General features: G+C 62.2%; 24 protein-coding genes. 10 read left to right on the top strand and 14 right to left on the bottom strand.

From position 1 onward, the window contains the following. Positions 1-6: 6 nt before the first annotated feature. Complete coding sequence (locus ACFT1A_RS19060; protein WP_378448235.1) at positions 7-801, bottom strand: putative protein N(5)-glutamine methyltransferase; 795 nt, start codon at positions 799-801, stop codon at positions 7-9. Positions 802-1,012: 211 nt separating this feature from the next. Here ACFT1A_RS19060 and ACFT1A_RS19065 point away from each other — a divergent pair, with 211 nt between their 5' ends. Beyond that, a complete protein-coding gene (locus tag ACFT1A_RS19065) occupies positions 1,013-2,173 on the top strand; it encodes a lipase family protein (RefSeq protein WP_378448236.1) in 1,161 nt (386 codons plus the stop codon). Between the two features lie 10 nt (positions 2,174-2,183). Here ACFT1A_RS19065 and ACFT1A_RS19070 read toward each other — a convergent pair whose 3' ends face one another. Continuing rightward, on the bottom strand, positions 2,184-2,750 hold the full coding sequence (locus ACFT1A_RS19070) for a TetR/AcrR family transcriptional regulator (protein ID WP_378448237.1): 567 nt from the start codon (positions 2,748-2,750) through the stop codon (positions 2,184-2,186). A gap of 127 nt (positions 2,751-2,877) precedes the next feature. On the opposite strand from ACFT1A_RS19070, the gene zapE reads away from it, so the two are divergent. Then, positions 2,878-3,825, top strand: a complete 948-nt coding sequence (zapE, locus tag ACFT1A_RS19075) for a cell division protein ZapE (RefSeq protein WP_378448238.1) — start codon at positions 2,878-2,880, stop codon at positions 3,823-3,825. A 9-nt stretch (positions 3,826-3,834) separates the two neighbouring features. Here zapE and ACFT1A_RS19080 read toward each other — a convergent pair whose 3' ends face one another. After that, the gene (locus ACFT1A_RS19080) at positions 3,835-4,584 is read right to left on the bottom strand and encodes a helix-turn-helix domain-containing protein (RefSeq protein WP_378448239.1); all 750 of its coding nucleotides are present in this window, start codon (positions 4,582-4,584) and stop codon (positions 3,835-3,837) included. Here ACFT1A_RS19080 and ACFT1A_RS19085 point away from each other — a divergent pair. Further along, positions 4,559-5,404, top strand: coding sequence for an ABC transporter ATP-binding protein (locus ACFT1A_RS19085; protein WP_378448240.1), 846 nt, complete (start codon positions 4,559-4,561; stop codon positions 5,402-5,404). The genes ACFT1A_RS19080 and ACFT1A_RS19085 overlap by 26 nt on opposite strands. Next, positions 5,401-6,708, top strand: coding sequence for an FtsX-like permease family protein (locus tag ACFT1A_RS19090; protein WP_378448241.1), 1,308 nt, complete (start codon positions 5,401-5,403; stop codon positions 6,706-6,708). The genes ACFT1A_RS19085 and ACFT1A_RS19090 overlap by 4 nt, the downstream gene beginning before the upstream one ends. Positions 6,709-6,726: 18 nt before the next feature. Here ACFT1A_RS19090 and ACFT1A_RS19095 read toward each other — a convergent pair whose 3' ends face one another. The 9 genes from ACFT1A_RS19095 to kstD form a co-directional block, all read right to left on the bottom strand. After that, the gene (locus tag ACFT1A_RS19095) at positions 6,727-7,575 is read right to left on the bottom strand and encodes a sterol desaturase family protein (protein ID WP_378448242.1); all 849 of its coding nucleotides are present in this window, start codon (positions 7,573-7,575) and stop codon (positions 6,727-6,729) included. A gap of 59 nt (positions 7,576-7,634) precedes the next feature. Then, positions 7,635-8,720, bottom strand: coding sequence for a hypothetical protein (locus ACFT1A_RS19100; RefSeq protein ID WP_378448243.1), 1,086 nt, complete (start codon positions 8,718-8,720; stop codon positions 7,635-7,637). A gap of 32 nt (positions 8,721-8,752) precedes the next feature. After that, the gene (locus ACFT1A_RS19105) at positions 8,753-9,514 is read right to left on the bottom strand and encodes a PE-PPE domain-containing protein (protein ID WP_378448244.1); all 762 of its coding nucleotides are present in this window, start codon (positions 9,512-9,514) and stop codon (positions 8,753-8,755) included. Between the two features lie 236 nt (positions 9,515-9,750). Beyond that, positions 9,751-10,938 (bottom strand): serine hydrolase domain-containing protein, encoded by a 1,188-nt coding sequence (locus ACFT1A_RS19110; RefSeq protein ID WP_378448245.1) that lies wholly within the window; start codon positions 10,936-10,938, stop codon positions 9,751-9,753. A gap of 134 nt (positions 10,939-11,072) precedes the next feature. Then, entirely contained in the window at positions 11,073-11,360 is a 288-nt protein-coding gene (locus ACFT1A_RS19115; protein ID WP_378448246.1) for a MerR family transcriptional regulator, read from the bottom strand. A gap of 381 nt (positions 11,361-11,741) precedes the next feature. Next, positions 11,742-12,050 carry a hypothetical protein gene (locus ACFT1A_RS19120; protein ID WP_378448247.1) on the bottom strand — a complete coding sequence of 103 codons (309 nt, stop codon included), beginning with the start codon at positions 12,048-12,050 and terminating at the stop codon, positions 11,742-11,744. Positions 12,051-12,213: 163 nt separating this feature from the next. Beyond that, complete coding sequence (locus tag ACFT1A_RS19125) at positions 12,214-13,977, bottom strand: cholesterol oxidase substrate-binding domain-containing protein (protein WP_378448248.1); 1,764 nt, start codon at positions 13,975-13,977, stop codon at positions 12,214-12,216. A 69-nt stretch (positions 13,978-14,046) separates the two neighbouring features. Further along, positions 14,047-14,904, bottom strand: a complete 858-nt coding sequence (locus ACFT1A_RS19130; RefSeq protein ID WP_378448249.1) for a MaoC/PaaZ C-terminal domain-containing protein — start codon at positions 14,902-14,904, stop codon at positions 14,047-14,049. After that, complete coding sequence (kstD, locus tag ACFT1A_RS19135) at positions 14,894-16,618, bottom strand: 3-oxosteroid 1-dehydrogenase (RefSeq protein WP_378448250.1); 1,725 nt, start codon at positions 16,616-16,618, stop codon at positions 14,894-14,896. The genes ACFT1A_RS19130 and kstD overlap by 11 nt, the downstream gene beginning before the upstream one ends. A gap of 115 nt (positions 16,619-16,733) precedes the next feature. Between kstD and ACFT1A_RS19140 the strand changes: the two genes are divergently transcribed. Genes ACFT1A_RS19140 through ACFT1A_RS19165 form a run of 6 tightly spaced genes read left to right on the top strand, consistent with a single transcriptional unit; the run spans position 16,734 to position 22,313 of the window. Further along, positions 16,734-18,332, top strand: a complete 1,599-nt coding sequence (locus ACFT1A_RS19140; protein ID WP_378448251.1) for an FAD-binding protein — start codon at positions 16,734-16,736, stop codon at positions 18,330-18,332. Between the two features lie 3 nt (positions 18,333-18,335). Then, positions 18,336-19,121 (top strand): 2-keto-4-pentenoate hydratase, encoded by a 786-nt coding sequence (locus tag ACFT1A_RS19145; RefSeq protein WP_378448252.1) that lies wholly within the window; start codon positions 18,336-18,338, stop codon positions 19,119-19,121. Positions 19,122-19,129: 8 nt separating this feature from the next. Beyond that, complete coding sequence (locus ACFT1A_RS19150; RefSeq protein ID WP_378448253.1) at positions 19,130-20,032, top strand: acetaldehyde dehydrogenase (acetylating); 903 nt, start codon at positions 19,130-19,132, stop codon at positions 20,030-20,032. 5 nt (positions 20,033-20,037) lie between these two features. Then, positions 20,038-21,072, top strand: coding sequence for a 4-hydroxy-2-oxovalerate aldolase (gene dmpG / locus ACFT1A_RS19155; RefSeq protein WP_378448275.1), 1,035 nt, complete (start codon positions 20,038-20,040; stop codon positions 21,070-21,072). A 3-nt stretch (positions 21,073-21,075) separates the two neighbouring features. Next, positions 21,076-21,828 (top strand): SDR family NAD(P)-dependent oxidoreductase, encoded by a 753-nt coding sequence (locus ACFT1A_RS19160; RefSeq protein WP_378448254.1) that lies wholly within the window; start codon positions 21,076-21,078, stop codon positions 21,826-21,828. Further along, positions 21,825-22,313 carry a VOC family protein gene (locus ACFT1A_RS19165; RefSeq protein WP_378448255.1) on the top strand — a complete coding sequence of 163 codons (489 nt, stop codon included), beginning with the start codon at positions 21,825-21,827 and terminating at the stop codon, positions 22,311-22,313. The genes ACFT1A_RS19160 and ACFT1A_RS19165 overlap by 4 nt, the downstream gene beginning before the upstream one ends. Here ACFT1A_RS19165 and ACFT1A_RS19170 read toward each other — a convergent pair. After that, positions 22,300-23,907, bottom strand: a complete 1,608-nt coding sequence (locus tag ACFT1A_RS19170) for an FAD-dependent monooxygenase (protein ID WP_378448276.1) — start codon at positions 23,905-23,907, stop codon at positions 22,300-22,302. The two genes, ACFT1A_RS19165 and ACFT1A_RS19170, sit on opposite strands and share 14 nt — an antisense overlap. A gap of 139 nt (positions 23,908-24,046) precedes the next feature. Continuing rightward, positions 24,047-24,499, bottom strand: coding sequence for an HIT family protein (locus ACFT1A_RS19175; protein WP_050655892.1), 453 nt, complete (start codon positions 24,497-24,499; stop codon positions 24,047-24,049). Positions 24,500-24,535 lie beyond the last annotated feature (36 nt).

Consider the following 24,535-nt stretch of genomic DNA (forward strand, 5'->3'; position numbering starts at 1 on the left):
TCGCCGTCAACGCTGACCGATCACGACGGTTGACGCGGTTTCATCGTAGGTTGCCACACGAGTGAGAAACCCTCCCCGAGTGAATGTTTCGACGGTCATCTCGACCTGCTCCGTGCTCGTCTCGACGAGTAGATGGCCGCCCGGCCGTAGCCACGGCGCAGCATCGGCGATGATGCGACGCTGCAGGTCCAGGCCGTCGGGGCCGCCGTCCAACGAGACTCGCGGTTCGTGAAGTCGTGCTTCGGGCGGCATGAGTCGGATTGAATCGGTGGGGACGTAGGGCGCATTGGCGACGACGACGTCAACACGACCTCGTAACTTCGTCGGCAGTGGGCCGTACAGATCGCCTTCGAGTACACGCTCGGGCGGTGCGATGTTCTGGCGAGCGCACCGAATCGCTGCCGGTTCGATGTCTACCGCGTAGAGATCGACAGTATCGATCTTCGCCTGCACGACAGCCCCGACAGCTCCTGAACCACAACACATGTCGATGACGACGCTTCCCGAGTCGACGAGTGTGCAGGCCTGTCGAGCGAGGAGCTCGGTGCGTCGGCGGGGGACGAATACTCCAGGGTCGATGTGGATGCGCAAGCCACAAAATTCGGCCCACCCGATGACAGGCTCGAGGGGCTCGCCGGCAACTCGTCGATCGATCATCGCAGCGAGTTCGTCGCGCGAGCGTGCGGCGTGGAGGAGTAAGCGAGCTTCGTCCTCGGCGAACACGCAACCTGCTGCCCGGAGGATCGCGGCCACCGAATTCTGCTGCGAAGGGGGAGAGGTCGGGAGATCAGGCGCTGACATGAGAGAGCCTTTCGGCCTCCTGATCTCGCGGGGGACCTGCATGTATTGAACACCGCCACCTTACCGGAGCAGGCGCGTGACGACGGGGAATGTGCAGCGGGAATCTAGGTTGACCAATTGGTAGGGCTGTTCTAGGGTCTGAACTCGATCGGCTGATGTGGGGCTGATCACCACATACGGCACTGTCAACGCAATCGGTAGGAGAAGGCACGTGAGCAAGCGGCTGTGTAGGACGCTCGTCGGATTGGGTGCGAGCGCATTGGTGGCGTTGACCGTCACAGCGCCGGCCGCGGCGGAAGAGAACGATCTTCCGGGCTCCGTGGTGAGCCATGAGTCGCTCGGCCCCGATCGGGTGATCCCCGGCGCTGTGAGCGCAACAAAGGTGACGTACTGGTCGACGGGCCCGAAGGATGCGCCGATGACGAGTACCGGTGTGGTGTACCGCCCCGAGGGGGCTCCGCCCGAGGGTGGCTGGCCAGTCATTTCCTACGCGCACGGAACGGTGGGTGTCGCGGATCAGTGTGCGCCGAGCAGTAGCGTTCCACTCGAGCGGACCGCGACGCATCTCGGGCATTGGCTGGAGCAGGGATATGCGGTGGTGACCACCGACTACGTGGGGCTCGGAACACCCGGTGTTCATCCGTATCTCGACGGTCGTTCCGCTGCGCACAGCGTTGTCGACATGGTGCGTGCCGCTCGTGCGGTCGACGACGACCTGTCGAGCGCCTGGGTAGCGATGGGGCAGTCACAGGGTGGACAGGCGACTATGTTCACTGCTTCTCTCGCCACCGATTACGCGCCGGAGTTGGACTACCGCGGCGCTGTCGCCACTGGTGTTCCCTCGAACATCGAAAATCTTCTACCGCTCGGTGGGCCCGCTTTCCCGGCACTTCCACTCAAGGGTACGACGGTCTACATTGCGAATGTTCTTGACGGATTGCGTGCTTCGCGTCCGGACATCGACATCGACTCGTATCTGACCCCGCTCGGCAAGACCATCCTCGACGACGTCGAGAACAACATGTGTTACACCGAGGCGCGCACCAAATACGGAACCGTCACGCTCGGTCAGGTGCTGTCGAAGTCGCTGGACAATCCAACGTTCATGGACGCTGCGCGCGAACTGCTCACGGTACCGACTTCGGGATACAACCGCCCGTTCTTCATCGGTCAGGGACTCTCGGACATCGATGTTCCGGCGCCACTGACTTTGAAGTTTGCTGCTGACCTTGCTGCCAACGACGTGGACTTTGCATTCCATACCTATCCCACAGATCACCTGGGAACCGTTCCGGCTTCGGTTCCAGACAGCACCCCGTTTGTCGCGGCACTGTTTTCTGGTCAACGGCCCTGCACCGGAAGCCTCTGCTGACCAACGTCTTTCAGGTGGCGCCAACTCCGCGCAGAAAGATGTCGATCGGGATCCGAAGTTGCCGAACGGTTTCGGAGGAGCGAGGATCTCGGCTACGTGCTCCGAGGCAGTAGTCGAAGATCAAGCCCTCCAGAAGGCTCAGGAAATTTGCGGCGGCGACGTCAGGATCGTCAACGCCAATGGTGTCGAAGATAGGTCTTGCCTTCTCCTGTGAAAACAGGCTGCCTTCGAGGAGTTGGTGCAATGCCGAATCTCGGGGAGTTTCCACGAGCAGTGCGTATCGAGCGATCAATTCGTTTCTGCGGTGCGAGAGAAGATCGTCGAGATACTCGGCCGTCAGGGCGGCAGGATTTCCGGGCCCTTCTCGGAGTTCGTCGAAAGTCGAACGTGACCGGTGCACGATGTGCAATGCAGTTGCTTCGAGAAGTGCCTCGCGAGTGCGGAAATAGTACGACGTCGAACCGGCAGGAAGTTCCAGGGACTGATCAACCGCCCGATGGGTGAGCGCACGCGGACCCTGCTCGGCGATGATCGTGACGGCCGATGCCGCGATGAGGGCTCTGCGATCAGGCTTCATGTCGTTCCTTGCTGTCGATGTTTCATGCTGCCGGAGTTGCATGCTGCCGATGGTGCGTCGTGAGGGTCACATTGACTCGATTTGTATTCGGTCACTAGGCTCGACTCTACAGATGTAGAGGAGCCTCATGTTACTGGACGAAGAGCAGTCGGCGGCACGTGAAGCCCTCGATGCACTGCGGGTTCGGATCTCCGACGGTGAGGTCGGGGGTGGGATCTATCTCTGGGGAAGCGTCGGTCGCGGGAAGACGATGCTCATGGACGAGTTCTACGACGAGCTCTCGGTCGGCAAGCGGCGCATTCACTTTCATCGGTTCTTTGCAAACCTGCACGCCCGGGCGTACGAACTCGGATCGATGGGTTCGGCGCTGGACCACGTGGTGGACGGAATCCGCGTGCTCTGTTTCGACGAGTTCCACATCGACGACGTCGCCGACGCGATGTTCATGGCAAGGGTTCTCGATACGATCGTCGCGAAAGGTGTGACTGTTGTTGCCACGTCCAATGTCCCGCCGACCGAGCTTCTTCCGAATCCGCTCTTTCACGAACAGTTCGTGCCGTCCATCGAGTTGATGGAGCAGAGGCTCGAGGTGATCGAGTTGGGTGGCTCCGTCGACTACCGGACAGCGGGACAACCAAGTGCCGGGGACTACCGGTTTGCGACAGGGGAATTCCTCGTCGACTCGGAAATCGTGAGGCCTTCGGGCGAGGGCGTCGAATTGACGATCGGCACACGCACATTGGCATGCTCGGCGATTCGAGACGGCGTCGTCTGGTTCGACTTCGAGGTGCTGTGCGGCGGTTCGACCTCGGCCGCCGACTACCTCGAGCTCGCCTCCCGCTTCGGCGACTGGGTAATCTTCGGGGTGCCGGCGCTCGCTGAAGCTTCGGAATTTGCCGTCCGCCGCTTCGGTAACGTCGTCGATGTTCTGTACGACGTCGATGCGCGGCTGACCGTGTATGCCGCTGCCGGTGTGGAGGAAGTGGCGGGCAGTCTTCGGGGCGTTCCCGGATTGGCGCGCCTCTACAGCCGACTGTCGCTACTGGCGCGGTCGGAGTTGGACAGCGTCAGTTGAGGCCCAGCGTCAATTCCAGGTGAGATCACCGGTCGCGGCGCTGGGCGTGAGCCCGAACATACTGTGGCAGATACGGTTGAGATGGGCGCTGTCGGTGAAACCGGCCTCGTGGGCACTGGTTGTCAGGCTTGCGCCACCGCTCATCACCTCCATGGCACGTCGTAGCCGCAACCAGCGGATGTAGGTCGAAAAGCTCATCTGCAGTTGATCGTTGAAGATTCTCCCTAATCGGCCGGGCGAGATGGAGACCAGCGCGGCGGTGTCCGTCAGCGTTACCGGCCCCGAAAGTCGCTCGGGCAGTATCGTCAGAGCATGCTCGAGTGCAGGGTGAAGAGCGCGTACGCTCGACGGCTGCTTACTTTCGGACAGTGAATCGATCAGCCTCGCTGCGTATTCCAGATCCGAATCAGCGCCACGGTCCGTCATCTCTACGGCAGTCCGTCCACGAGTTGACCATTCGGGCACACCACCGTGGTCGGATTCAGGCGGCCTGATGCGCCGGCCCATTCCGGTGGTGGAATCGACATAGATCGCCCGCCCCCGCGCGCCCTCTGAGGCGGACAACGAGTGCACTGCTCCGGAGGGAACGATCACGGCTCCCACGATTTCACTGTGGCCCTCTCCGTCGGTGACCGTGACTGACCCGTCGTCGACGATCAAGATCTGAACAGCGGCGTGAGCATGCGTGTGCGCCGATCCGACGGCGCCGGTGAACATGAGAATTCCGGGCTGCATGTGGACGGCGCCGGACCAGGTCATGTCAGCGATGATAGTGACGACCCTGACAGAGCTCGGGGTCCGGTCATCCTCCGGTAGGACCGAGGTGAGTTCGAAGATCGTGCGCTGGGCCGATGTGTATGCGAGGGGTACGCGAGAGGCTGTACTCATGAACAACGCACAATCACCCGCAGTCCTGTCGGTCCACTCGCTGGGCAAGTCGTACGGCGACGTTCCAGTGCTCCGCGGTGTGTCGCTGGAAGTCCGTGCGGGCACGGCCACGGCGATCATGGGTCCGTCAGGATCGGGGAAGTCGACTCTGCTGCACTGCATGTCGGGAATCGTGAAGCCTGATTCGGGCGCGATCCTGTTGAGCGGTAGGCATATCGAGAACCTCGGGGAGAACGATCGGAGTCGACTTCGGCGAGAATCCTACGGTTTCGTCTTTCAATCGGGTCAGCTGCTGCCGGAGCTTCCGGCGATCGAGAACGTCGCTTTGCCCTTGGTGCTCAACGGGTTGTCCATCGCGGAAGCCAAGCGGACGGCACACGGTTTCTTCGCGCCTTTGGGACTGGACGGGCTGCAGGACCGTCGCCCGGGTCAGATGTCGGGTGGGCAATCCCAACGTGTCGCGATTGCCCGAGCGTTGGTGACCAAACCCGCAGTCCTGTTTGCAGACGAGCCGACCGGTGCGCTCGACGCACAGACAAGCTGGGAAGTGATGAGGGTGTTGCGTGATTCTGCACAACAGATCGGTTCGGCGTTGGTCGTCGTCACTCACGACGCCGAAGTTGCTCGCTGGTGTGATCGCACGATGATGATGCAGGCCGGCTCGCTCGTCGGGACACAGGTGGCGGCATGAAAGCCACCGCGCGTGTCGCCCTGATGACGGTGCGAGGTGAAGGCAGAAAGGCGTTGAGTACCTTCGCGCTCCCGGTATCGGCCTTCGCTGCGTCAACTACCCTGTTGCTCACGGTTCTCGGTGGCTACGGTGCCTTTGCGGGCCGATCGAGCGAACCCGAGTCAGAGGCATATCTCGCGCTCGCCGGGGTTGCCTCCGTGTTGATGATCGTCCCGGCAATCACTCTCGGTCTGGCGGCGGCCCGCTTGGGTGCCCGTCGTCGAGACGAACGCCTGGCGGCGCTGCGACTCATCGGATCCACGCCCCGTCAGATTGTTGCGCTGTGCGCTGCGGAATCGGGTATCCAGGGTTTTGCCGGCGCGCTGATCGGCGTGTTGGGGTATTTCCTCGTGCTGCCACTCGTAGCCCTCTTGCGATTTCAAGGCCGGACCTTCGAGTGGAGTGAGCTCTGGGTAGGCGCACTTCCTCTGGTGGGCATCGTATTCGGTATGACCGTCCTGGCTGCTTTGACGTCGATGCTCGGGATGCGTCAGGTATTCGTGAGCCCGTTGGGCGTCACGGCGGGTAATCCCAGCGCCGCACCGAAGATGATCTTTGCTCTTGCGGGCGTCGGGGTTCTGTTGGGATGGAGTGCATTCGGTGGTTCCGCAGCAAGCATCGCGGCAATACTGGTGGGCCTTGGTGTCTGTTTCGGCGTTGTTGCGCTGGTCGGTCCGTTTGTCATCTTGGTGCTCGGAAAAATCATGCTCAAATGCGCCAAAGACGGTGCGTCGTTGATTGCGGCCCGTCGGGTCCTGGACAACCCGAAGGCAGTGTGGCGCACGGTCAGCGGTGTGACTATGGCAAGTTTTGTTGCCGCCGGAACCTCTTTGCTCGCCGCGATCGGCAACGGAGAAGGGCAGGATCTGGAACCAGGACAGGAGTTCCTGTTCGCGGACATGCGAACCGGTGTGCTGTTCACTCTCGGAGCAACATTCACGTTGGCCGCCATCTCGTCCGCGCTCACCCAGGTATCCGGGATCCTCGACAACCGCGAACTGTATCGAAGCCTGACCCTGGCCGGTACACCCGTCGAGGTGATGGACAGCGCACGCATGCGGCACGTTCGAACTCCCGTCGTCGTCATGGCACTGGCCGGTGCCGGCGCCGCACTGCTGTTCCTCTTCCCACTGGCAGGGGCAGCCGTGCTGACCACTCCGATGGCGCTGGTTCAGTTGGCCGTCACCCTGGCAGCGGGGATCGCGTTGGTGTTGGCCAGTGCATTCGCAGCCAGGCCCGTCATGCGTCGGGTGCTCGCCGGCTGAATCTCAACCCGTCGTCCGTCAGTTCTGTCTCCGGAACGGTTCCGCCAACTGGCCGAGATAGTCGTCCGGGTAGTCGGGCTTGGCCGCCATACCGAGATCGTCACTGCTGAATCGCTTTTCCGGATCGAAAGAGTAGGTACGGAACAGGTGATCCCAGATGAGAGTGAACAAACCGAAGTTGACGTCACCGATTCCAGCCCACTTCAGGTGATGGAATCGGTGGCCGGCGTTGAGGGCGAGTATCGGACGCAGGGGGCCGATGCGGTAGTCGGCATTCGAATGCTGAAGCAGGAGTTGGACAGCGACACACACCGCGAGTGCCGACGCAACCGGGACGGGCATCCCGAGAAGGATCAGCGGCAGGACGCCACCTGCGGTTTCGAAAGTCTGATGCACGGGATGTTTCATGAGTCCGTTCATGCCGTAGAACCGCTCGAGGCTGTGATGGACCGCGTGAAAACGCCACAACCATCCAACCTTGTGGCTGATCAGATGCACGACGGTGATACCGAAATCCGCAACCAGTACTGCGAACACAACCTGAACGACAAACGGAAGATTGCTCGGCCACAACCCGTCGAACGGAATCACCGCTGCCATCAAAGGAATGACGGCGACACTTACCAGGATGAGTGATTCGTTGACAAACGCGTGGATTGCGTCGCGAAACCTGTCCGCTCCCGGGGCATTCCACGAAGATTCGTAAGGAAGTGCGCGTTCGGCCGCGAAAGAGCAGACCACGGCGAAGACAATCAGTGCCACCAGCGACCATTTCGGCGCACCGGATGCCGCGAGCGCAATTGCCGCTCCGTTGATTCCCAAGAGCATGAATGGGACGTACCCGTATCTGACGATGAACGTGAGCATGTATTCGATGGTGCACGGCGCGGATGGTCCTCGACTTGTACGAATCGGTCGACTTTCAGTCAGTCGAAAACTGCCAGATCTACGTCCGGGCGGTCCGAGAGGTCATCTGTCAACGCCGTCGCAACTAGTGAGTCGGTCTCGACCGCGCGGAAGGTTGTTGTAGCGATGTCGATGGCCAACGTGCGTTGATCGTTTTCGTCGAGTCGGGGAGTTGGTGTTGCGCACGGCGAGTGGGGATTCTTCGAGGGGTCTGCGTCGTCGATACTGTCGGAGCGTCCGTTCGACGGTGACCATTCGGTGTTGAAGAAGTTGTGATTTGCGCCCGCAATGGTGATGAGGACGGTGTTGTCCTGTGGTGCGGGGCGTCTGCCCTCGACGTACCCACTCGGGTCCCTGCCGACGTCTCCGTCGCAGGTGCCTTCGGTGATGACGGTGGGAATGTCCGGCAGTGCCGGCAGTTGACCTGTGATGGGTAGGACGGGAGCCAAAAGGAGCATCGCGGAAATCGGAAGTAGTGGCGACGATCCCGCGTCACCCGAGGCGTACCGCGCGACGGCGTCGCCACCTCGTGAATGGCCGATCAACCCGATCGACGAAAGATCGAGTTGATCGGTGAAAACCTCACCGAAGGGGCCCGAGTCTTCGCGGTTCCAGTCGCGCCACAACTCGGTGTGACGATTGAACACGGCTCCGGAATGATCGGTATCAGCACTGGCGACAGTCGAATTGGCTGAAATCGAGACTACGACGTTGCCCTGAGCCGCCAATGCCGCACCGAGGTAACCGAAACCGAGAAACGACGGCGTCCGTTCGTTTTCCGAACGGCAAGGCCACGAATCGCCCGGGTCTGAGCACGGCTGACGTCCACCGTGCTGGAGGAAGATGAGGTGTTCATTTCCAGTGGCGTCCTTCGGGAAGTACGCCACTGCTCGAAGTTCCTCGGTGTCACGTCCTTCGGCGCCACCAGCCAGAGTTATCGCAGTCGGGTGCTCCTGGTACACCGCTGCCCGCACGCCGGGAGTTGGATCAGCGAGCCACTCGACGCTGATCGGTCCGGCCTGTTCACTGGAGCAGGCGGCGGCCGTCGAGACGAGCAGGGCGGCCACCGTCCACAGCGGTACACGAATCGCACGAGAAGCAGCCACTCTTCGATCATGCACGAGTCGCCCGTGCAGACCTACTTCGTCAGCACGGTGGCAAGTGCAGCGCTCAGATACGGAGTGATGTTCTCGACGACCCGCGTCACGATCGCGGTGGCAACGTCAGCGGGTTGCAGGGGTACCGAAGGCGTCTGCGGCAGTGCCGGGGGAGCAGGCGGAGCGGGCTGAGACATCATCGGCGTATATGTGTTGTGCTTCGTGAAGTATCCGAATACCGAGTCGACGAACACCTCGGGGGCATCACGGGGCTTGGGCATGTTGCAGATGCCGTCACCCTCGATGCAGACTTCCTGCACTGCGATGTCACCGAATCCGCCGCGTGCTCCGGACATCGTCGCTCCTGGAACAACATTGGGCACTACGGTTTCGATGCCTCCGGCCGAGTTGCGGGGGTCGGCGTAGAGCACACCTTCGACTTGCGACTGCGGAATGGATCCGTCGCGCGCGATGTCACCGAGCACGTCGCCCGCAATCCGAGCACCCTGTGAGTACCCGGTGACGACGATCTCGCTGCCGGGGCACTGTGCGTGAAAAGCGTTGACTTCGCTGCGCAGCGTCTGGGCACCCGCGGCAACACTCTGGTCGTACGTCTGATCGCCGAGCGGCCAGAAGCTCGCCGGGTAGGTCACCGGCTTGGAGGTGTAACCCTGTGCCACGTAGCGGTCGGTGACGGGTTGCGTAGTTTGTCCCGTCGGATCCCACGTCCCGCCAACTGCGAATACCGCACCGGCCGGGCACGACCCACCATCATTCGGAGCCGCTCCGGCAGGTACCGACATCACTAGAGTCACCCCCGCTGTGACTGCAACCGTGCATGCCACTGACATCGCGTATTTCCTCATCGGGCCTGTCCCCATCTATCTACGTTCTCGTTCACTGGCGAGACAACCCGCGGTCCGACGCGATTCGTTCGGTACTGAAGAGAATGGTGATGGGGCGATAAGTCCTGGAGGTAATCCGTGCGTAAACAGGAAGTTGCAGGCCGACGCTGTTTCCTACCAGCGTGTGGGGCGTGTCACGGTGTCGGGACCTGCGGTGGGTGATCCGGCTCGAGGAGGGTGCCGATCGCCTTGCCCATCGGCACGGCGTTGTTGAGATCCGCGTTGGTTGTCGGCCCGAGAGTCGCGTAGACGACGATCGTGGTCTTCGAGTCGGGGTAGTAGAGCGCAAGGCCGTTGTAGCCGCCGTACGACGGGTTCATCACCAGCCAACCGTCGAGGTGCCCGGTCCCGAAGGAAAAGAACTTGTCCGCCGTCATACTTCCCAAGCCCGCGGTCGTCGGCGCCATCTGTTGATCGAAAGCCTTGTCGGAGAGTAACTCTCCCGTTCCCAGCGCGCGTACCCACTTTCCGACGTCGGCGACAGGTGCGTTCATGTTTCCGCTGTGCAGGAATGCCGTCGGATTCCAGAAAGTGGAGTCTTCGAACACTCCGCGTTCATTGGTGTAGCCGTGCAGGATCGGCTCGTCCATCTGCGACGTGAGCACAACGCTGCTGTGATCCATCCCGAGCGGATCGAAGACGCGCTGCTGAAGTAGTTCGCCCAGCGGCTTTCCGGTCGCCTTCTCCATGACGTCACCGAGCAGCGTCAGGTCGCTGTGCGCGTACGCCCAACTGGTGCCGGGTTCGAACAGCGGTGGGCGGGAGTTGGCTAGATCGAGGATCTCCTGAGCAGTCCAGCCCTTCATCGGGTTGTCCGTGAAGAGTTTCAGGAACTGCGGATCGGTCACGTAGTCGGAGATGCCTGACGTGCTGTTGGCCAGCATTCGTGGAGTGATCGTGTCTGCGCGTGGAAAGTTCGGTTCCCACTTCGCGATCGGTTGATCGAGTGGCAGCGTGCCTTCTTCGTCGAGTTGCAGCAGGACGGTCGAGAGCATCGGTTCCATCGGTTGGCCGACGCGCAACTGCATGTCGGTTGTCGCCGGAACTCCGACAGGGGACTCTCCGACGGCGCCGAGAGCAACTTCGTCGTCGCCTCGCCACACCCCGAACACAGCGGCACTGAGGCCTAAGTCGGCCACTTGGCGGCGGACGATATCCGCGATCTCGGTCGATTCCCGACTGCTCGAGGTGCTGGGAGGTGCGCTGCCCGTGTTTGTTGCGGAGTCATCGCCGGAACTGCACGCAGCGGTTGCGACGGCAACGGTCAAGGCGATCGACAGAGCTGATAGCCGCACCCGAGTGCGGTGGTGGGAGGAAGTCATGCCTGCGATCCCTTCGATGTGGAAATCGAGCAACCGACGCCTAGCAATGTCCCAATTGGCCGAATTTACCGCAGTCGGAAGGAAGAGGGATCAGATCGACCGTATAGGCGCAACGGCTGTTCCCAGCGCAGTCGTCATTCGGGTGCCGCGTCCGGTTCCTCTCGCAGGTCCTGCGCTTGCTGAAGCTCGGCGTTGATGCGACGGGCTTCGGTGAGTTGGTCTTCGAGGATGATGATGCGGCAAGCCGCGTCGAGAGGCGTGCCGTTGGCTACAAGGTCGTGCGCGCGTGCCGCGATGCGAAGCTGGTAGCGGGAGTAGCGGCGGTGCCCGCCCTCGGAGCGTTGCGGGGTGAGCAGTTTCGCGGCGTCGAGGCTGCGAAGGAAAGCTTGTCGGACGCCGAGGATCTCGGCGGCGTGTCCCATGCTGTATGCCGGGTAGTTTTCGTCGTCGAATCTGCCGGACGGGTCACCCGGAGGTGTATCTGCCGAAATGGCTCGCTTCTTTCGCTTAACGGACGGGGCCCCCGGCGCGAGGTGCGCCGGGGGCCGGATGGGGTTGAACTTACTTACATAACTGCATTCTTTCGAACTTCCGGACTCGCACAAGACATCCGGTAGCCGCTTTGAAGGGGGGTGCCGGGTCCGACTACACACTCACACACGAATTCGGCCCCGGCACGTCCCTGCCCTGCGGTACTGCTTGCGGGTAGTTCATCTCTCCCGCATCTCTTGATTCGTTCCTTGCTACGAGAAAAAAGATACAACACCATCGTGAGAATGTCTACCCTGACCGCTGTAGATATTTTATTGCGAACTTTCCAGGTATTGCTGTTCGGGAACGGCCTGGTCATCGGGGGTGAGGGCGCTCGGTGTGAGAGGTACGAGGTGGATCTGGGACAATGTTCCGATGCGAAATACCCCGAAGTCCGAGTCGTTGTTGCGTGCCCGCGCGGAGAGGGAAGAGCACAGCAGCACCTCCGAGCACCCCGCAGGTGTTACCTCGAACGACGGAGAGGACTCGGCGTCGTCCGAGCCGGGGGCACGCAGCAGTAGTGCCTCGATTCGGTCTGCTCGGTCAGAGCTCTCGACCCACGCCCGGGCGGTGGAAAGCATGCACGAGGCGATGCATCCAGATCGCGATTGAGTCGGATGCTCAGTCGGGATGCGGGGTACTCCGTCATGTTGCTCGCCGCAACGCACGACGGCCGCCGCACTCCCGAACAGAGGAGTGGCGACGACCGTCGAGTTGTCAGAGTGTGCGCTCAGTACATGAACCTCAAGGCAGCAACTGGTCCAGGAAGGTGTTGCTGAAGACCTTGTGCGGATCCAACGCGTTGTAGGCGGCGTTGGCGGTGTCCCAGTTGTCGCTCGAGGGAACGCCCTCGCGGTAGGTCTGGGGGAGGCCCTGGGTGATGATCGGGGTGTCGGTGTACGGCTTGTCGGGGCCGAACGCCCAGCCCTTGGACCACTCGGGGCGGAAGGTGGCGTCGTTGTTGTTGTAGTGATTGCGCATCCACTGTTCCATTTCGCGGTAGAACGCGAACATGCCGGGGGTTCCGGGGACGCCGAGGACGTTGAGCCAGATGGCGGTGTCCCATTCCGGATGGTCGGGGCGGGGGCGCATGGCCGAGATGGTGGGGGCGCCTGCCGAGTCGACCTCGACCTCGGACGGTTGATCGAGGCCGCAGCAGCGGATTTCGACGGGGCCGTTGAGGGGGAACTGTCCGATGGAGCGGTAGTACTCCATGCGGCCGTTGAACCACTGGGTGAAGTCGTGGATGACCTGGCCGATGTTGGCGCGAGAGGTGATGACGGCTCCGCCGCCCTCGGTCAGGCGCAGGGTAGTGGCCCGGATGTAGAACTGGACGTCCTTGGACCATCCCCACAGGTCGTTGGAGAACGTCGCGGCGAGTCCGGCAACGGTGGTGGCGTACATGATCTGACCGAATGCCGGTGCGATGCCTGGGTTTCCGGCGTTGATCTGGCCGATCATGTCGGTGACAGGTTCGGGAAGGTTGTCGGAGAAGATGTAGTTGTACGGCCCGGTCACCTCACGCGCGAACGGCGGTTTGGTGGGGGCAAGTGACCACACCTTCATCCAGGGACGTTCCGTGAAGGGGTACCAGATTGCTTCTGCGCGACCGTTTTCGCGGACGAACTTCTCGAAGGTACGTCCGGAAGCGCCGCGGGCACCGAAGAGTTCCTGCCAACCGATGTCGGTGTGGCTGACACAGCGCATGCGGTAGTTGGGGGCGGCCTGCAAGGTGACGGAGGTGAGGAAGGTGCGTCCGAGGTGAGTCAGCAGCGGCTTGATCGCCGCGTCGCTACGTGCATACGTCTTCAGCGCGTATTCACTACCGTTCCAGACCACCGCGGTCAGGGACGTGACGAGGTTGGAGAGTGAGCCGAAAGTCTGTCCGGGAACATGCGCTTCGCCTTCGGCGGGAAGAGCTGCGCCGTGAGCGTCGACGGCGAGGCAACCGGCGATGGTCAACACACCAGGTGCCGGCAGGTTCGCGAACCCGAGTCCCTGCGCCTGCAGCGCCGTGGTGATGGCGTCGAGGGTCGCGCCGGGTCCTGCGGTGACGGTGGCCGGGCTGCCACCCGCGTTGACGGAGACGCCGGTGAGATGGACCGTGGTGTCGGCGAGAATGACCTTGTCGATCGGCGCACCGTTGACGATGGTCAGCGGCGTCCAACCGTGCATGGCACCGCGGGGGCGGATGGTGTAGCCGTTGGCATGGCCCCAGTTGGCGAGGCGGACTACGTCTTCGGGCGTCTTGGGCGAACAGGTCCAGATCGCGTCGAGCATGATCTCTTTGGACCAGTTCTGATATGCCTGCTGGTAGAGGGCGATGCCCTCGGGGAAGGCAGGCGGCGGGGTGAGGGTGGAGACTGGGCCACCCGCGGAGCCGGAAGAGCCGGCGGGGACGGCATAGGCCGGCGTCCAGCCGGCGAATGCGGTCGCTGCCACGGCACCGGCTCCAGCGGCCATGAAACCTCGTCGGGACAGTCGGAACTTTTCGTCTTGTGCCGTCATCTTCGGGCTACTCCATCGGGTTCGAGAACTACGGTGAGTTCTAACAGGTGGGTATCAGACAGGGTGGTATCAGACAAGAGTGAGAACTACGTCAGCCAGGGCAGGAGCTTCACGCTCCAGTACAGAAGCTGAGATCAGCAGTCGCCCATTGTCTTTCCAGATCTGGATACTCAAGTTCTCGCCGGGAAACACGACCCCGGCAAAGCGGGCCCGAAATCCGGCTACCCGACTGCTGTCGCCGTCGAGCATGGTATCCACTGCGGTCTTGCAGACCATTCCGTAAGTACACAGTCCATGCAGGATAGGCGCTGGAAAGCCTGCCGCGGAGGCGAATTGCGGATCCGAGTGCAACGGATTCCGATCACCGCACATCCGATACAGCAACGCCTGCTGTGGAAGCACAGGTGTCACCACTGTCGCATCTGGTTCCCGATCCGGAAGCGAAATCGACTCCGACGGACCACGTTCACCCCCGAAACCACCCTCTCCGCGGGCGAAAATCGACGAGCGGGCAGTCCAGAGCGGGTTACCGTCGGCGTCGACCGTGACGGATTCCTGCACGATCACCGCGGCCTTGCCCTTGTCCCAGACCTCGGCGATCCGCGTGGTGGTGCGTCCACTACCGCTTGCCGGGATCGGCTGATGGACAGTGACTTCCTGGCTTCCGTGCACTACCTTCGCCAGATCGATTTCGACGCCGGGGAACGACACCTTCGGTGCTTCGGTGGCATGGAAATTGGCGGCGACGGTGGCGAAGGTGGGTAGCACCTGAGGCTTTTCGTCGTCGAGGTAGCGCAGTTCGTTCGGATCGAGCGGACGCGCACCTGCTCCTAGTGCCAAGTGGTAGTGCTGCACGTCCGACGGGGTCCACGAGAACTCTTGTGGCGCAAGCTCGGCGCCGAGCGCGATCTTCGGATCAATTGGCATGGTCGACCGCCGTCTTTTCAGCTGCAGGTGCCGTGGTGGTCTCGGCCTTCTTCGCACGCTCGACGATGTCGAGTACGGCCAGGTAGCCGAAAGTCATTGCGGGACCGATGGTCGCGCCTGGACCGGCGTAGGTGTGGCCCATGACCGGAGCGCTCGCGTTGCCCGCGGCGTAGAGGCCGTCGATGACGCTTCCGTCTTCGCGTAGTGCTCGGCCGTTGACGTCGGTGCAGATTCCACCCTTGGTGCCGAGGTCGCCCGGAACCATCTTGATGGCGTAGAACGGAGCCTTGCTGATCTCGGCGAGGCTGGGGTTCTTCAGTCGGGGATCGCCGTAGTACGCGTCGTATCCACTGTCGCCGCGCCCGAAGTCCTCGTCCTTGCCGTTGCGCGCGAAGCCGTTGAACCGCTCCACGGTTTCGGTCAGCGATGCGACGGGAAGTCCTGTCTTCTCGGCCAGTTCGGCAATTGTTCCCGCCTTGACCACGATGCCGGCCTTGAGCCAGCGGCCGGGGAACGGGGAGCGCGGAGTGATACCGGCAAACGTGTAGCGGTTGCGGTAGCGCTGATCGAGGATCATCCAGGTCGGGATGTTCTCACCAGGGCCGTCGCCCTGGCCGTACTCGCCGCCGTACATCGCATGAGTTGCCTCGACGTACGGAGCAGCCTCGTTGCCGAAGCGCTTGCCTGACATGTTGACCATCATGCAGCCGGGGAGCGTGCGCTCGGAGAGAGCGAACCACGGTCCGCCGGTCAACGGAATGGACGGGCCCCACCAGGCGTCGTCCATGAAATCGACTGCAGCGCCGACTTCTTGGCCTGCGCGGATGCCGTCGCCGGTGTTCGCCTTGGCGCCGACGGTCCATTCGGTGCCGATGGGCCCACGCTGGTACTTCTCACGCATTTCCTTGTTGTGCTCGAATCCGCCGGATCCCAACACGACTCCGTGGCGAGCGCGGATGACCTGCTCCTCGCCGTCGACGAGGACGTTGACGCCGCGAACCGCGCCGTCTTCGGTGTAGAGGGAGGTCAGCGGGGTGTTCAGCAGGATGGGCACTCCGGCGGATTGAAGCCCGAGTCGAATGCCGGCGACCAGTGCCTGGCCACGAACCAACAGATCCTTCTTGGTGGCCTTGGCAGCGAGGAATCGCATGCCGACCTTCATGGCGCGCAGCGGTCCGCGCGGATTGCGCATCAGCAGGTTGAGCCACTTGTAATCAGCCTGGGTGATGACGAAGTTCTTGGGGGCCTTGACGTAATCGGGCTCGAGATTCTTACGGTCGGCGCCCAACTTGTTGCCGTCGAACGGGGTGGGCTCGACACTGCGGCCACCGAGGCGTCCGCCGGGAGCCTCCGGGTAGTAATCGGAGTAGCCGGGGACCCACTGCAGTTCGAGCGGGCTGTTCTTCAGCACGAACGAGAGCATCTCGGGACCACGTTCGAGGTAGGTGTCGATGCGTTCGGGAGCGACGACGTCGCCGATGATGCTGTGCAGGTAGGAACGTGCAGCCTCCGGTGTATCGGTGACACCGTCCGCCTGAAGCGCCTCGTTGTTGGGGATCCAGACCCCACCGCCGGAACGGGCGGTCGATCCGCCGTAGTGGGCGGCTTTCTCCACGATGACCACACTCAAGCCCTGGTGGGCTGCGGTCAAGGCCGCTGTCATACCTGCGGCACCACTGCCGACGACGACGATGTCGTATTCCTGCTTGCTCATGTAGAACACGTTATAGAATGATGGGGGTGTCAGTCCATGCTTTCTGCCAGGAAGTATTTCCGGACGTTGTCATTGATAACGAAACACGTTGCAGTGAAATTGAGGATGGTGCGGTGTGACCTGGGATACTTCGGTTGACGTCCTTGTGGTCGGGTTCGGTGTGGCGGGCGCCAGTGCGGCGCTCGAAGCGGTAGCGGCCGGTTCGTCGGTTTTGGCCATCGACCGAGCGCTCGGCGGTGGGGCCAGCACGATTTCCGGGGGAATCTACTACGCCGGCGGCGGCACCGTGATTCAAAAGGAAGCCGGTGTCGAGGACAGTCCCGAAGCCATGCTCGCCTACCTGAACCGCGAGGTCGGTGACGCGGTGACGCCGCAGACGCTGCGCCGGTTCGTCGACGAGAGCCCGGCGTCGATCGACTGGCTGCGCAGTCACGGAGTGCCGTTCGAGGCCTCACTGTGTCCGTACAAGACGTCGTATCCGAGCAACAAGCACTACCTCTACTTCTCAGGTAGCGAATCGGCCGGCGGGTTCCGTGACATCGCAAAACCTGCTCCGCGCGGTCATCGCGCCAAGGGGAGGGGCACGTCGGGGAAGATGCTGTACAGCCCGCTCGCGAAGTCCGCGGAGGCCAAGGGCGTCCAACTTCTCGGCCAGACGCGAGCGGACCGGCTGATCATCGAGGACGGCCGGGTGATCGGCGTCGAAGCACTGACGCTGCGTGACGCACCTGCCGGAGTTCGCCGCCGTCACGCGACGCTCGGATCGTTGTCCTCCAAGCCCGGCGTCTACGCGCCGCAGTTGCGCACTATTCTCGACGCACTCATCGCGAAGATCGAGAAGAAGCACGCCAAGCGGATTCGCATCCAAGCTCGGGGCGGCGTGATCCTCAGCGCCGGCGGCTTCGTGTCCAATCGCGAGATGATGCGCACCCATGCTCCTGCCTACAAGGGCGGTATTCCGCTCGGCACGTCGGGCGACGACGGCAAAGGCATCAACCTCGGTGTCGAAGCCGGGGGAGCCACCGACAAGCTCGGCAATGTTTCCGCCTGGCGATTCATCGTCCCGCCGAGTGCTTTTCTCGGTTCCGTTCTGGTGGGGGAATCCGGTGCGCGAATCGTCGACGAGTCACGTTACGGTGCCGCTCTCGGTCAGGCGATGGCGGAGAAGAGCAGCGGAATCGGTTGGCTGCTGGCAGATTCCGAGCTTGTTCGCGAAGCGAAGTCGCAGATCAGTGACCAGTCGATGTGGTTCCAGCGGGTGCAGACCACCGGCATGATGCGTACCGCGGTGCGTGGCAACACGATTGCCGAGGTCGCTCGCAAGGCGGGGATAGACGTCGCAGGCCTTCAAGCCACAGTCGACGCGCACAACTCGGCTGCCGCTGCCGGGCAACCCGATCCGATGGGTAAGCCGTCGGACTTCGTCAGGCCGATACTGTCTGCGCCGTTCACGATGTACGACGTCTCGATCAAGCCCAACATGATGAATCCGTGCCCGATGCTCACGCTCGGTGGATTGGTGGTCGACGAATCGTCCGGCATGGTGAAAAACGAGGCCGGGGAGGGTATCCCTGGCCTGTATGCCGCCGGCCGTACCGCTGTCGGTATCTGTTCCAACTCGTATGTGAGCGGCTTGTCGCTCGCCGACTGCGTGTTCTCCGGACGACGAGCCGGTCAGCACGCAGCCGCATTCACCACAGTCGGAAAGGCCTGAACGATGCTCTCGACGCAGATCCGCGGCGAACTTGCCGACCACCTCGATTCGGCGGAACGGGACCGCGCTCCGATCAGCCCGCTGATCGCCGACTATCCGGACATCGACGTCGTCGACGCCTACGAGATCCAGCTCATCAACATCCGGCGTCGTGTTGCCGGTGGCGCAAAGGTGGTCGGACACAAGGTCGGACTCTCGTCACTGGCGATGCAGCAGATGATGGGCGTCGACGAGCCAGATTACGGTCACCTGCTCGCCGAGATGGAAGAGTTCGAGAACCGTCCGGTCGACACGTCGCGCTTCTGCTTCCCGCGCGTCGAAGTGGAGGTCGCCTTCATTCTGGGAGCAGATCTGCCGGGCGCCGGGTGCACCGAACAGGATGTCATCGACGCCACTGTCGCCTACGCGCCGTCCATCGAGTTGATCGACAGCCGGATCAAGGACTGGAAGATCGGCCTCTCGGACACCATCGCAGACAACGCGTCCTCCGCGGGGTTCATCCTCGGCAAGGAACGAGTTCGCCCGTCGGACATCGACATCAAGGCCATCGACGCGGTTCTGACCTGCAACGGGGAGCGGATTGCGGAGGGGCGCAGCGATGCGGTTCTCGGGAACCCGGTCACCGCGGTTGCGTGGTTGGCGCAGAAGGTCGACACCTTCGGAGTTCGGCTCAAGGCCGGCGACATCGTGCTGCCGGGTTCGTGCACGCGAGCGATCGACGCTCATCCAGGCGACAACTTCCGAGCCGAGTTCAGCGGCCTCGGCTCCGTCTCTCTTCAGTTCACGTAGGAGTAGTCATGACCAAGGCAAGTGTGGCGATCGTCGGATCGGGAAACATCAGTACCGATCTGTTGTACAAATTGCAGCGTTCCGAGTGGCTGGAGCCGCGATGGATGATCGGAATCGATCCCGAGAGTGAAGGATTGGCTCGCGCTCGCAAGATGGGGCTCGAGACCTCTGCCGAGGGTGTCGACTGGTTGCTGAACCAGGCGGAGAAACCGGACCTGGTGTTCGAGGCGACGTCGGCATACGTGCACCGCGAGGCAGCACCCCGCTACGAGGCCGCGGGTATCCGTGCCATCGACCTGACTCCGGCCGCCGTCGGCCCGGCTGTGGTTCCGCCGGCGAACCTGCGTGAGCACCTCGACGCACCCAACGTCAACATGATCACTTGCGGTGGGCAGGCAACCATTCCGATCGTCTACGCGGTGTCGCGAGTCGTCGACGTGGCGTACGCCGAGATCGTCGCCTCCGTTGCATCGTTGTCCGCCGGTCCGGGAACCCGCGCGAACATCGACGAGTTCACCAAGACCACCAGCCGCGGTATCGAGACGATCGGTGGCGCCAAGCGCGGTAAGGCGATCATCATCCTCAACCCCGCAGACCCGCCGATGATCATGCGCGACACCATTTTCTGCGCCATCCCCGAGGACGCCGATCGAGCCGCGATCACCGACTCCATTCATCGCGTCGTCAAGGACATCCAGCAGTACGTGCCCGGCTACCGGTTGCTCAACGAACCGCAGTTCGACGAACCGAGTGTCGTTTCCGGTGGATACGCCACGGTCACAACATTCGTCGAGGTCGAAGGTGCAGGCGATTTCCTGCCGCCGTACGCGGGCAACCTCGACATCATGACGGCAGCAGCCACCAAGGTGGGCGAAGAAATCGCCCAGAAGCTTCTGAGTGTGAAGGCGTGAGCGACATGATTCATTTCGATTCGAGCTGGGACATCCGCGTCACCGACACATCGCTGCGCGACGGCTCCCACCACAAGCGTCATCAGTTCACCGTCGAAGAAGTACGGGCCATCGTCGGTGCCCTCGACGGAGCCGGAGTGCCGGTCATCGAGGTCACTCACGGCGACGGTCTCGGCGGATCCTCCTTCAATTACGGCTTCTCGAAGACTCCCGAGCAGGAACTCATCAAAGCTGCCGTCGAGACCGCGACAAACGCGAAGATCGCCTTCCTGATGCTGCCCGGGTTGGGCATCAAGGACGACATCGTCATCGCGCAGGACAACGGTGCGTCCATCTGCCGCATCGCAACTCACTGCACCGAGGCCGACGTATCCATCCAGCATTTCGGCCTCGCGCGTGAGCGCGGACTCGAAACAGTCGGATTCCTCATGATGGCTCACTCGATTCCGCCGGAGAAGCTGGCCAGGCAGGCTCGCATCATGGCCGACGCGGGTTGCCAGTGTGTGTACGTGGTCGACTCGGCCGGCGCGCTGGTACTCGAGCAGGTATCCGATCGCGTCGAGGCGCTGGTTCAGGAACTCGGCAACGACGCTCAGGTCGGCTTCCACGGACATGAGAACTTGGGCCTGGGCGTCGCCAATTCCATTGCGGCAGTTCGTGCCGGAGCCAAGCAGATCGACGGTAGTACCCGTCGGTTCGGTGCCGGCGCCGGCAACGCCCCGGTCGAGGCCTTCGTCGGTGTTTGCGACAAGATCGGCGTCAAGACCGGTATCGACTTCTTCGCCATCGCCGATGCTGCCGAAGATGTTGTGCGCCCGGCAATGCCGCAGGAATGCCTGCTCGATCGTCAAGCGCTGATGATGGGCTACGCCGGCGTGTACTCGAGCTTCCTCAAGCATGCCGAGCGTCAGGCCGAGCGGTACGGAGTGTCGTCCGCCGAGCTGTTGGTTCGCGCCGGTAAGCGCAAGTTGGTCGGCGGCCAGGAAGATCAGTTGATCGACATCGCGCTGGAACTCCAGCGCGAAGCAGCGGCTTCCTAGGCCATGGCAGACGTACTGGCCGGAAAAGTGGCCTTGGTGACCGGCGCGTCCTCAGGGTTGGGGCGCGCGGTGACCGAGATCCTCCACCGCAGGGGCGCACAGGTTTTCGGTATCGCCCGTGACAAGGAAAAGCTGCGGCGGTCGATGGTCGAGGTGGTCGGCACTGACGGTGAGCGTCGTTACGCAGCGACGGACGTCTCGGATTCTGCTCAGTGTGATGCGGCCGTGCAAGCGTGTGTCGACGAACTCGGTGGTATCGACATCCTCGTCAACGTGGCGGGATCGCACTCGTTGCGCCACACGGCAGACATTGCAGATTCCGAATGGGCGCATGACCTTGCGGTCAATCTGAACGGACCGTTCTTTCTATCCCGCGCAGCACTGCCGCACTTGTTGGAACGGGGTGGCAACATCGTCAACGTCTCCTCGATCGCGGGGCTGGAAGGGCAGGCGTACTCGGCTGGATACTGCGCTGCCAAGCACGGACTCATCGGACTGACCCGGGCGATGGCGATGGAGTTCACCGGAAAGTCTCTGCGTGTCAACGCAATCTGCCCCGGCGGCATGATGACTCCTCAAGTCACCGGATTCACCTTCCCTGACGGAGTCGACTTCGATCTCGTCATGAAGGTTGCATCGCCGCGTGGCTTGATGGAAGCCGAGGACGTCGCGAAGATGGTGGCTTTCGTTGCCTCCGACGACGCCTCGGCGATACACGGGGCCGTCTACTCGGTGGACAACGGAAAAATGGCATGACCCCGTTGGTCTCGGGACCGATCTTCCAGATCTGCTGGGTGGTCGAGGACATCGAGGCTGCCGAACAGGAGTTCACTCGGCAGTGGGGAGTGGAGCGGTGGCTACGTATGCCAGACATCGCCTTTGGTCCCGAGACCACAACCTTTCGCGGGGAGCCCGCGGACTATGTCGTGCACGTGTCGATCGGATATGCGGGCAGCCAACAGCTCGAGCTGATCCAACCAGTGTCCGGACGCAACCTGTACACGGAATTCCTGGAGACTCACGGCGTCGGAGTTCATCACATGGCCTGGGTTCCGGACGATTACGAGGCGACGCTGGTCGAGGCCGAGCGTCGCGGAATGCCGGTGGTGCAACAGGGTCGGGTAGAGGGCGCCGGTATGGAATTTTCCTATCTCGACGCCGGGCCGTTGGGTGGATATGTCGAGTTGATGAAGCTTTCACCGGAGATTCGGTTGATGTTCGCTTCGCTCATTCCCGACTGACGGCAAACACTTTCGAGAAGTAGTCCGAAACGTTCTCCGGATGACCACGGAATCCGAGGTAGCCGTCGGGTCGAATGACCAGCGCCGCCGTACCTTCGACTCCGTACGCGGCGCACAGCTGCGAGTCGTTGTCCTCGATGATCGGCACCAGCGAATCGACGGGCACAGTTCCCGGTGGCACTATCGCATAGACGTCCAGCAAGCCGTGCGCTGATCGAATTGCGGCGTCGGCGACCTTCTCCAGACCGTTGATGCTCTCCGCGGATCCGTCCGAAGTCAGCAGTAACGTGTGGTCGACTCCGGACAGTAAGTCGAACAACCGAATTGGGTACTGAACACCGTCTCGGCGCAAACCGCGCGCATCGGGTGCGCGTTCGCCCGGTTGGACATGCGGACTCGAAGAATCACGCCCGCTGTTCAGCGGACTCTCCGAGTAGTCGATCAACAATTGAGCCTGGCGCCGCATTGCCGTGTCGATCGAGGACTCTCCCGCACCGATTCCTTCTCGAGCATTTCGGACGGTCATCCCGACGACTTCTTCACCGACCGGCCGTCTTTCGGCGTCGTAGGTCTCGAGAAGATCTGCTGTTGCAACGCCTTTGACTGCGAGCGCTATCTTCCATGCGAGATTGTGGGCGTCTTGGATCCCGGTGTTCATACCCTGAGCGCCGGTTGGGGGATGAATATGTGCGGCGTCGCCGGCGACAAAAACCCGTCCGCGACTGTAAGCGTCGACGATGCGGTGGCTGATGCGGAAGACCGAGGACCATCGCAGCATCGAGGCGGTTGTCGGTTCTGGGGACAGTCTGTCGAGCACGGCCTGGATGTGATGGAGTTCAGGTGTCTTGCCGGTTGAAAAACCGTGTAGTACAGAGGCTTTGTTCGACGATTCGTCCGGCATCAAATCGTCCGGAACGAGCATCGACATGCGGTACCGCTTGTGTCCGGGAAGTGGGATGCAGACGAGTAGGTCGTCGGTGGTTCCGTCGTCGCTGGTGTGGTTGGCGCGGACGGAGTAGCCACTGGGGATCGACCAGTCGACTTCGACGTCACCGAGCATGTAGCTTTCGGCAAATGCGCCGCCCTCGAAGCTCAGGCCCAGCTCTTTGCGGACCACGCTGTGCGCGCCGTCGGAACCCACCAGGTACTGGGCCGTCACGGTGCTGCCGTCGCTGAGGGTGCAGGTGACGGCGTCGTCGGATTGTTCGAATGCGGTGAGGCCGACTCCGCGTTCGACGGTTGTTCCCAACTCGGTGAGGCGCTCGGTGAGGATGTGCTCCGTCGAGTACTGAGGCAGGCAGAGAAACCAGTAAGGAACGTCGTCGGGGAGGGTGAGGTCGACGCGGCCGACCTCGACGCCGTTCGTGTACATGATCTGACCGCGCATCAATGTCGAGGCGTCGAGTGCCTGGCGGAGCACCCCCATGTTCTCGAAGAGTTCGAGAGTGCGTGGCTGAATCCCGACGGCTTTCGCGTATTGCCGCGGTTCGTCGAGGGGGTCGACTATTCGACAGGAGATACCGCGTCTGCGCAGTTCGATCGCGGTGGTCAAACCGATCGGGCCGGCGCCCGCTACCAATACGTCGGTATCCATGAGGACCCACTCACGTCGGGGACAGTCGGTCATTTCAGTATGGGTAAGCGAACTTTCGTTTTGGGGAAATTCGCGCAAATCGGACATCGAGAGGTTGTGTCTCGCGCCGACTGTCCGTCCGCGCACCGACTGTTTTGCGCTATTGCTCGGCTTCGAAGCCGAGCGCGATTCTCCTGCACAGAAGCGTGAGCTCGACCTCGTCGACGCGTGGCGCGTCGTCCCATGAATCGACGTCGTTCCAACTCACTGAACTCGGAGCGCCGAAGGGCCTGACGAAAACGTGCTGATGAAAGTGGGGGACGCTTCGCCCGGCGATCGCGGAGAACACGAATTCTGGAGTCAATTCCGAGTCGAGGGCACGTGAGACGCACCAGACCGCGTGTGCGATGGCGAGTGCTTCAGGTTCGGATAGTGAAGGCAATCCGGACACGTGTCGACGGGTCTCGACGAACACATATCCAGGAACCGAACGGCCGTCTGGCTGAGGAGGCCGATGGGAGACAACGACGAAGTCGTCCTCGAATATTCGGGGGCTGACGAGCGGGCCTGTTCCTTGGTGTTTGGCGCATATTGCGCACGTTGACGTCCCCATTCCACTTTTGTACCGAGTGTGGCGCGGTGGCGGAAG

This window comes from Rhodococcus sp. NPDC057135 (assembly GCF_042670865.1).
In the GTDB taxonomy this organism is placed as follows: domain Bacteria; phylum Actinomycetota; class Actinomycetes; order Mycobacteriales; family Mycobacteriaceae; genus Rhodococcus_F.

What these genes read in the sequence shown, in the direction of transcription:
- ACFT1A_RS19170 (WP_378448276.1), bottom strand. Translation starts at nt 23,907, where the DNA reads ATGGATACCGACGTATTGGTAGCGGGCGCCGGCCCGATCGGTTTGACC.
- ACFT1A_RS19070 (WP_378448237.1), bottom strand. Translation starts at nt 2,750, where the DNA reads ATGAAGCCTGATCGCAGAGCCCTCATCGCGGCATCGGCCGTCACGATC.
- ACFT1A_RS19085 (WP_378448240.1), top strand. Translation starts at nt 4,559, where the DNA reads ATGTGGACGGCGCCGGACCAGGTCATGTCAGCGATGATAGTGACGACC.
- ACFT1A_RS19145 (WP_378448252.1), top strand. Translation starts at nt 18,336, where the DNA reads ATGCTCTCGACGCAGATCCGCGGCGAACTTGCCGACCACCTCGATTCG.
- ACFT1A_RS19130 (WP_378448249.1), bottom strand. Translation starts at nt 14,904, where the DNA reads ATGCCAATTGATCCGAAGATCGCGCTCGGCGCCGAGCTTGCGCCACAA.
- ACFT1A_RS19105 (WP_378448244.1), bottom strand. Translation starts at nt 9,514, where the DNA reads ATGTCGGTACCTGCCGGAGCGGCTCCGAATGATGGTGGGTCGTGCCCG.
- ACFT1A_RS19175 (WP_050655892.1), bottom strand. Translation starts at nt 24,499, where the DNA reads ATGGGGACGTCAACGTGCGCAATATGCGCCAAACACCAAGGAACAGGC.
- ACFT1A_RS19090 (WP_378448241.1), top strand. Translation starts at nt 5,401, where the DNA reads ATGAAAGCCACCGCGCGTGTCGCCCTGATGACGGTGCGAGGTGAAGGC.
- kstD (WP_378448250.1), bottom strand. Translation starts at nt 16,618, where the DNA reads ATGAGCAAGCAGGAATACGACATCGTCGTCGTCGGCAGTGGTGCCGCA.
- ACFT1A_RS19115 (WP_378448246.1), bottom strand. Translation starts at nt 11,360, where the DNA reads ATGGGACACGCCGCCGAGATCCTCGGCGTCCGACAAGCTTTCCTTCGC.
- zapE (WP_378448238.1), top strand. Translation starts at nt 2,878, where the DNA reads ATGTTACTGGACGAAGAGCAGTCGGCGGCACGTGAAGCCCTCGATGCA.
- ACFT1A_RS19110 (WP_378448245.1), bottom strand. Translation starts at nt 10,938, where the DNA reads ATGACTTCCTCCCACCACCGCACTCGGGTGCGGCTATCAGCTCTGTCG.
- ACFT1A_RS19125 (WP_378448248.1), bottom strand. Translation starts at nt 13,977, where the DNA reads ATGACGGCACAAGACGAAAAGTTCCGACTGTCCCGACGAGGTTTCATG.
- ACFT1A_RS19120 (WP_378448247.1), bottom strand. Translation starts at nt 12,050, where the DNA reads ATGCTTTCCACCGCCCGGGCGTGGGTCGAGAGCTCTGACCGAGCAGAC.
- ACFT1A_RS19165 (WP_378448255.1), top strand. Translation starts at nt 21,825, where the DNA reads ATGACCCCGTTGGTCTCGGGACCGATCTTCCAGATCTGCTGGGTGGTC.
- ACFT1A_RS19160 (WP_378448254.1), top strand. Translation starts at nt 21,076, where the DNA reads ATGGCAGACGTACTGGCCGGAAAAGTGGCCTTGGTGACCGGCGCGTCC.
- dmpG (WP_378448275.1), top strand. Translation starts at nt 20,038, where the DNA reads ATGATTCATTTCGATTCGAGCTGGGACATCCGCGTCACCGACACATCG.
- ACFT1A_RS19095 (WP_378448242.1), bottom strand. Translation starts at nt 7,575, where the DNA reads ATGCTCACGTTCATCGTCAGATACGGGTACGTCCCATTCATGCTCTTG.
- ACFT1A_RS19080 (WP_378448239.1), bottom strand. Translation starts at nt 4,584, where the DNA reads ATGACCTGGTCCGGCGCCGTCCACATGCAGCCCGGAATTCTCATGTTC.
- ACFT1A_RS19060 (WP_378448235.1), bottom strand. Translation starts at nt 801, where the DNA reads ATGTCAGCGCCTGATCTCCCGACCTCTCCCCCTTCGCAGCAGAATTCG.
- ACFT1A_RS19150 (WP_378448253.1), top strand. Translation starts at nt 19,130, where the DNA reads ATGACCAAGGCAAGTGTGGCGATCGTCGGATCGGGAAACATCAGTACC.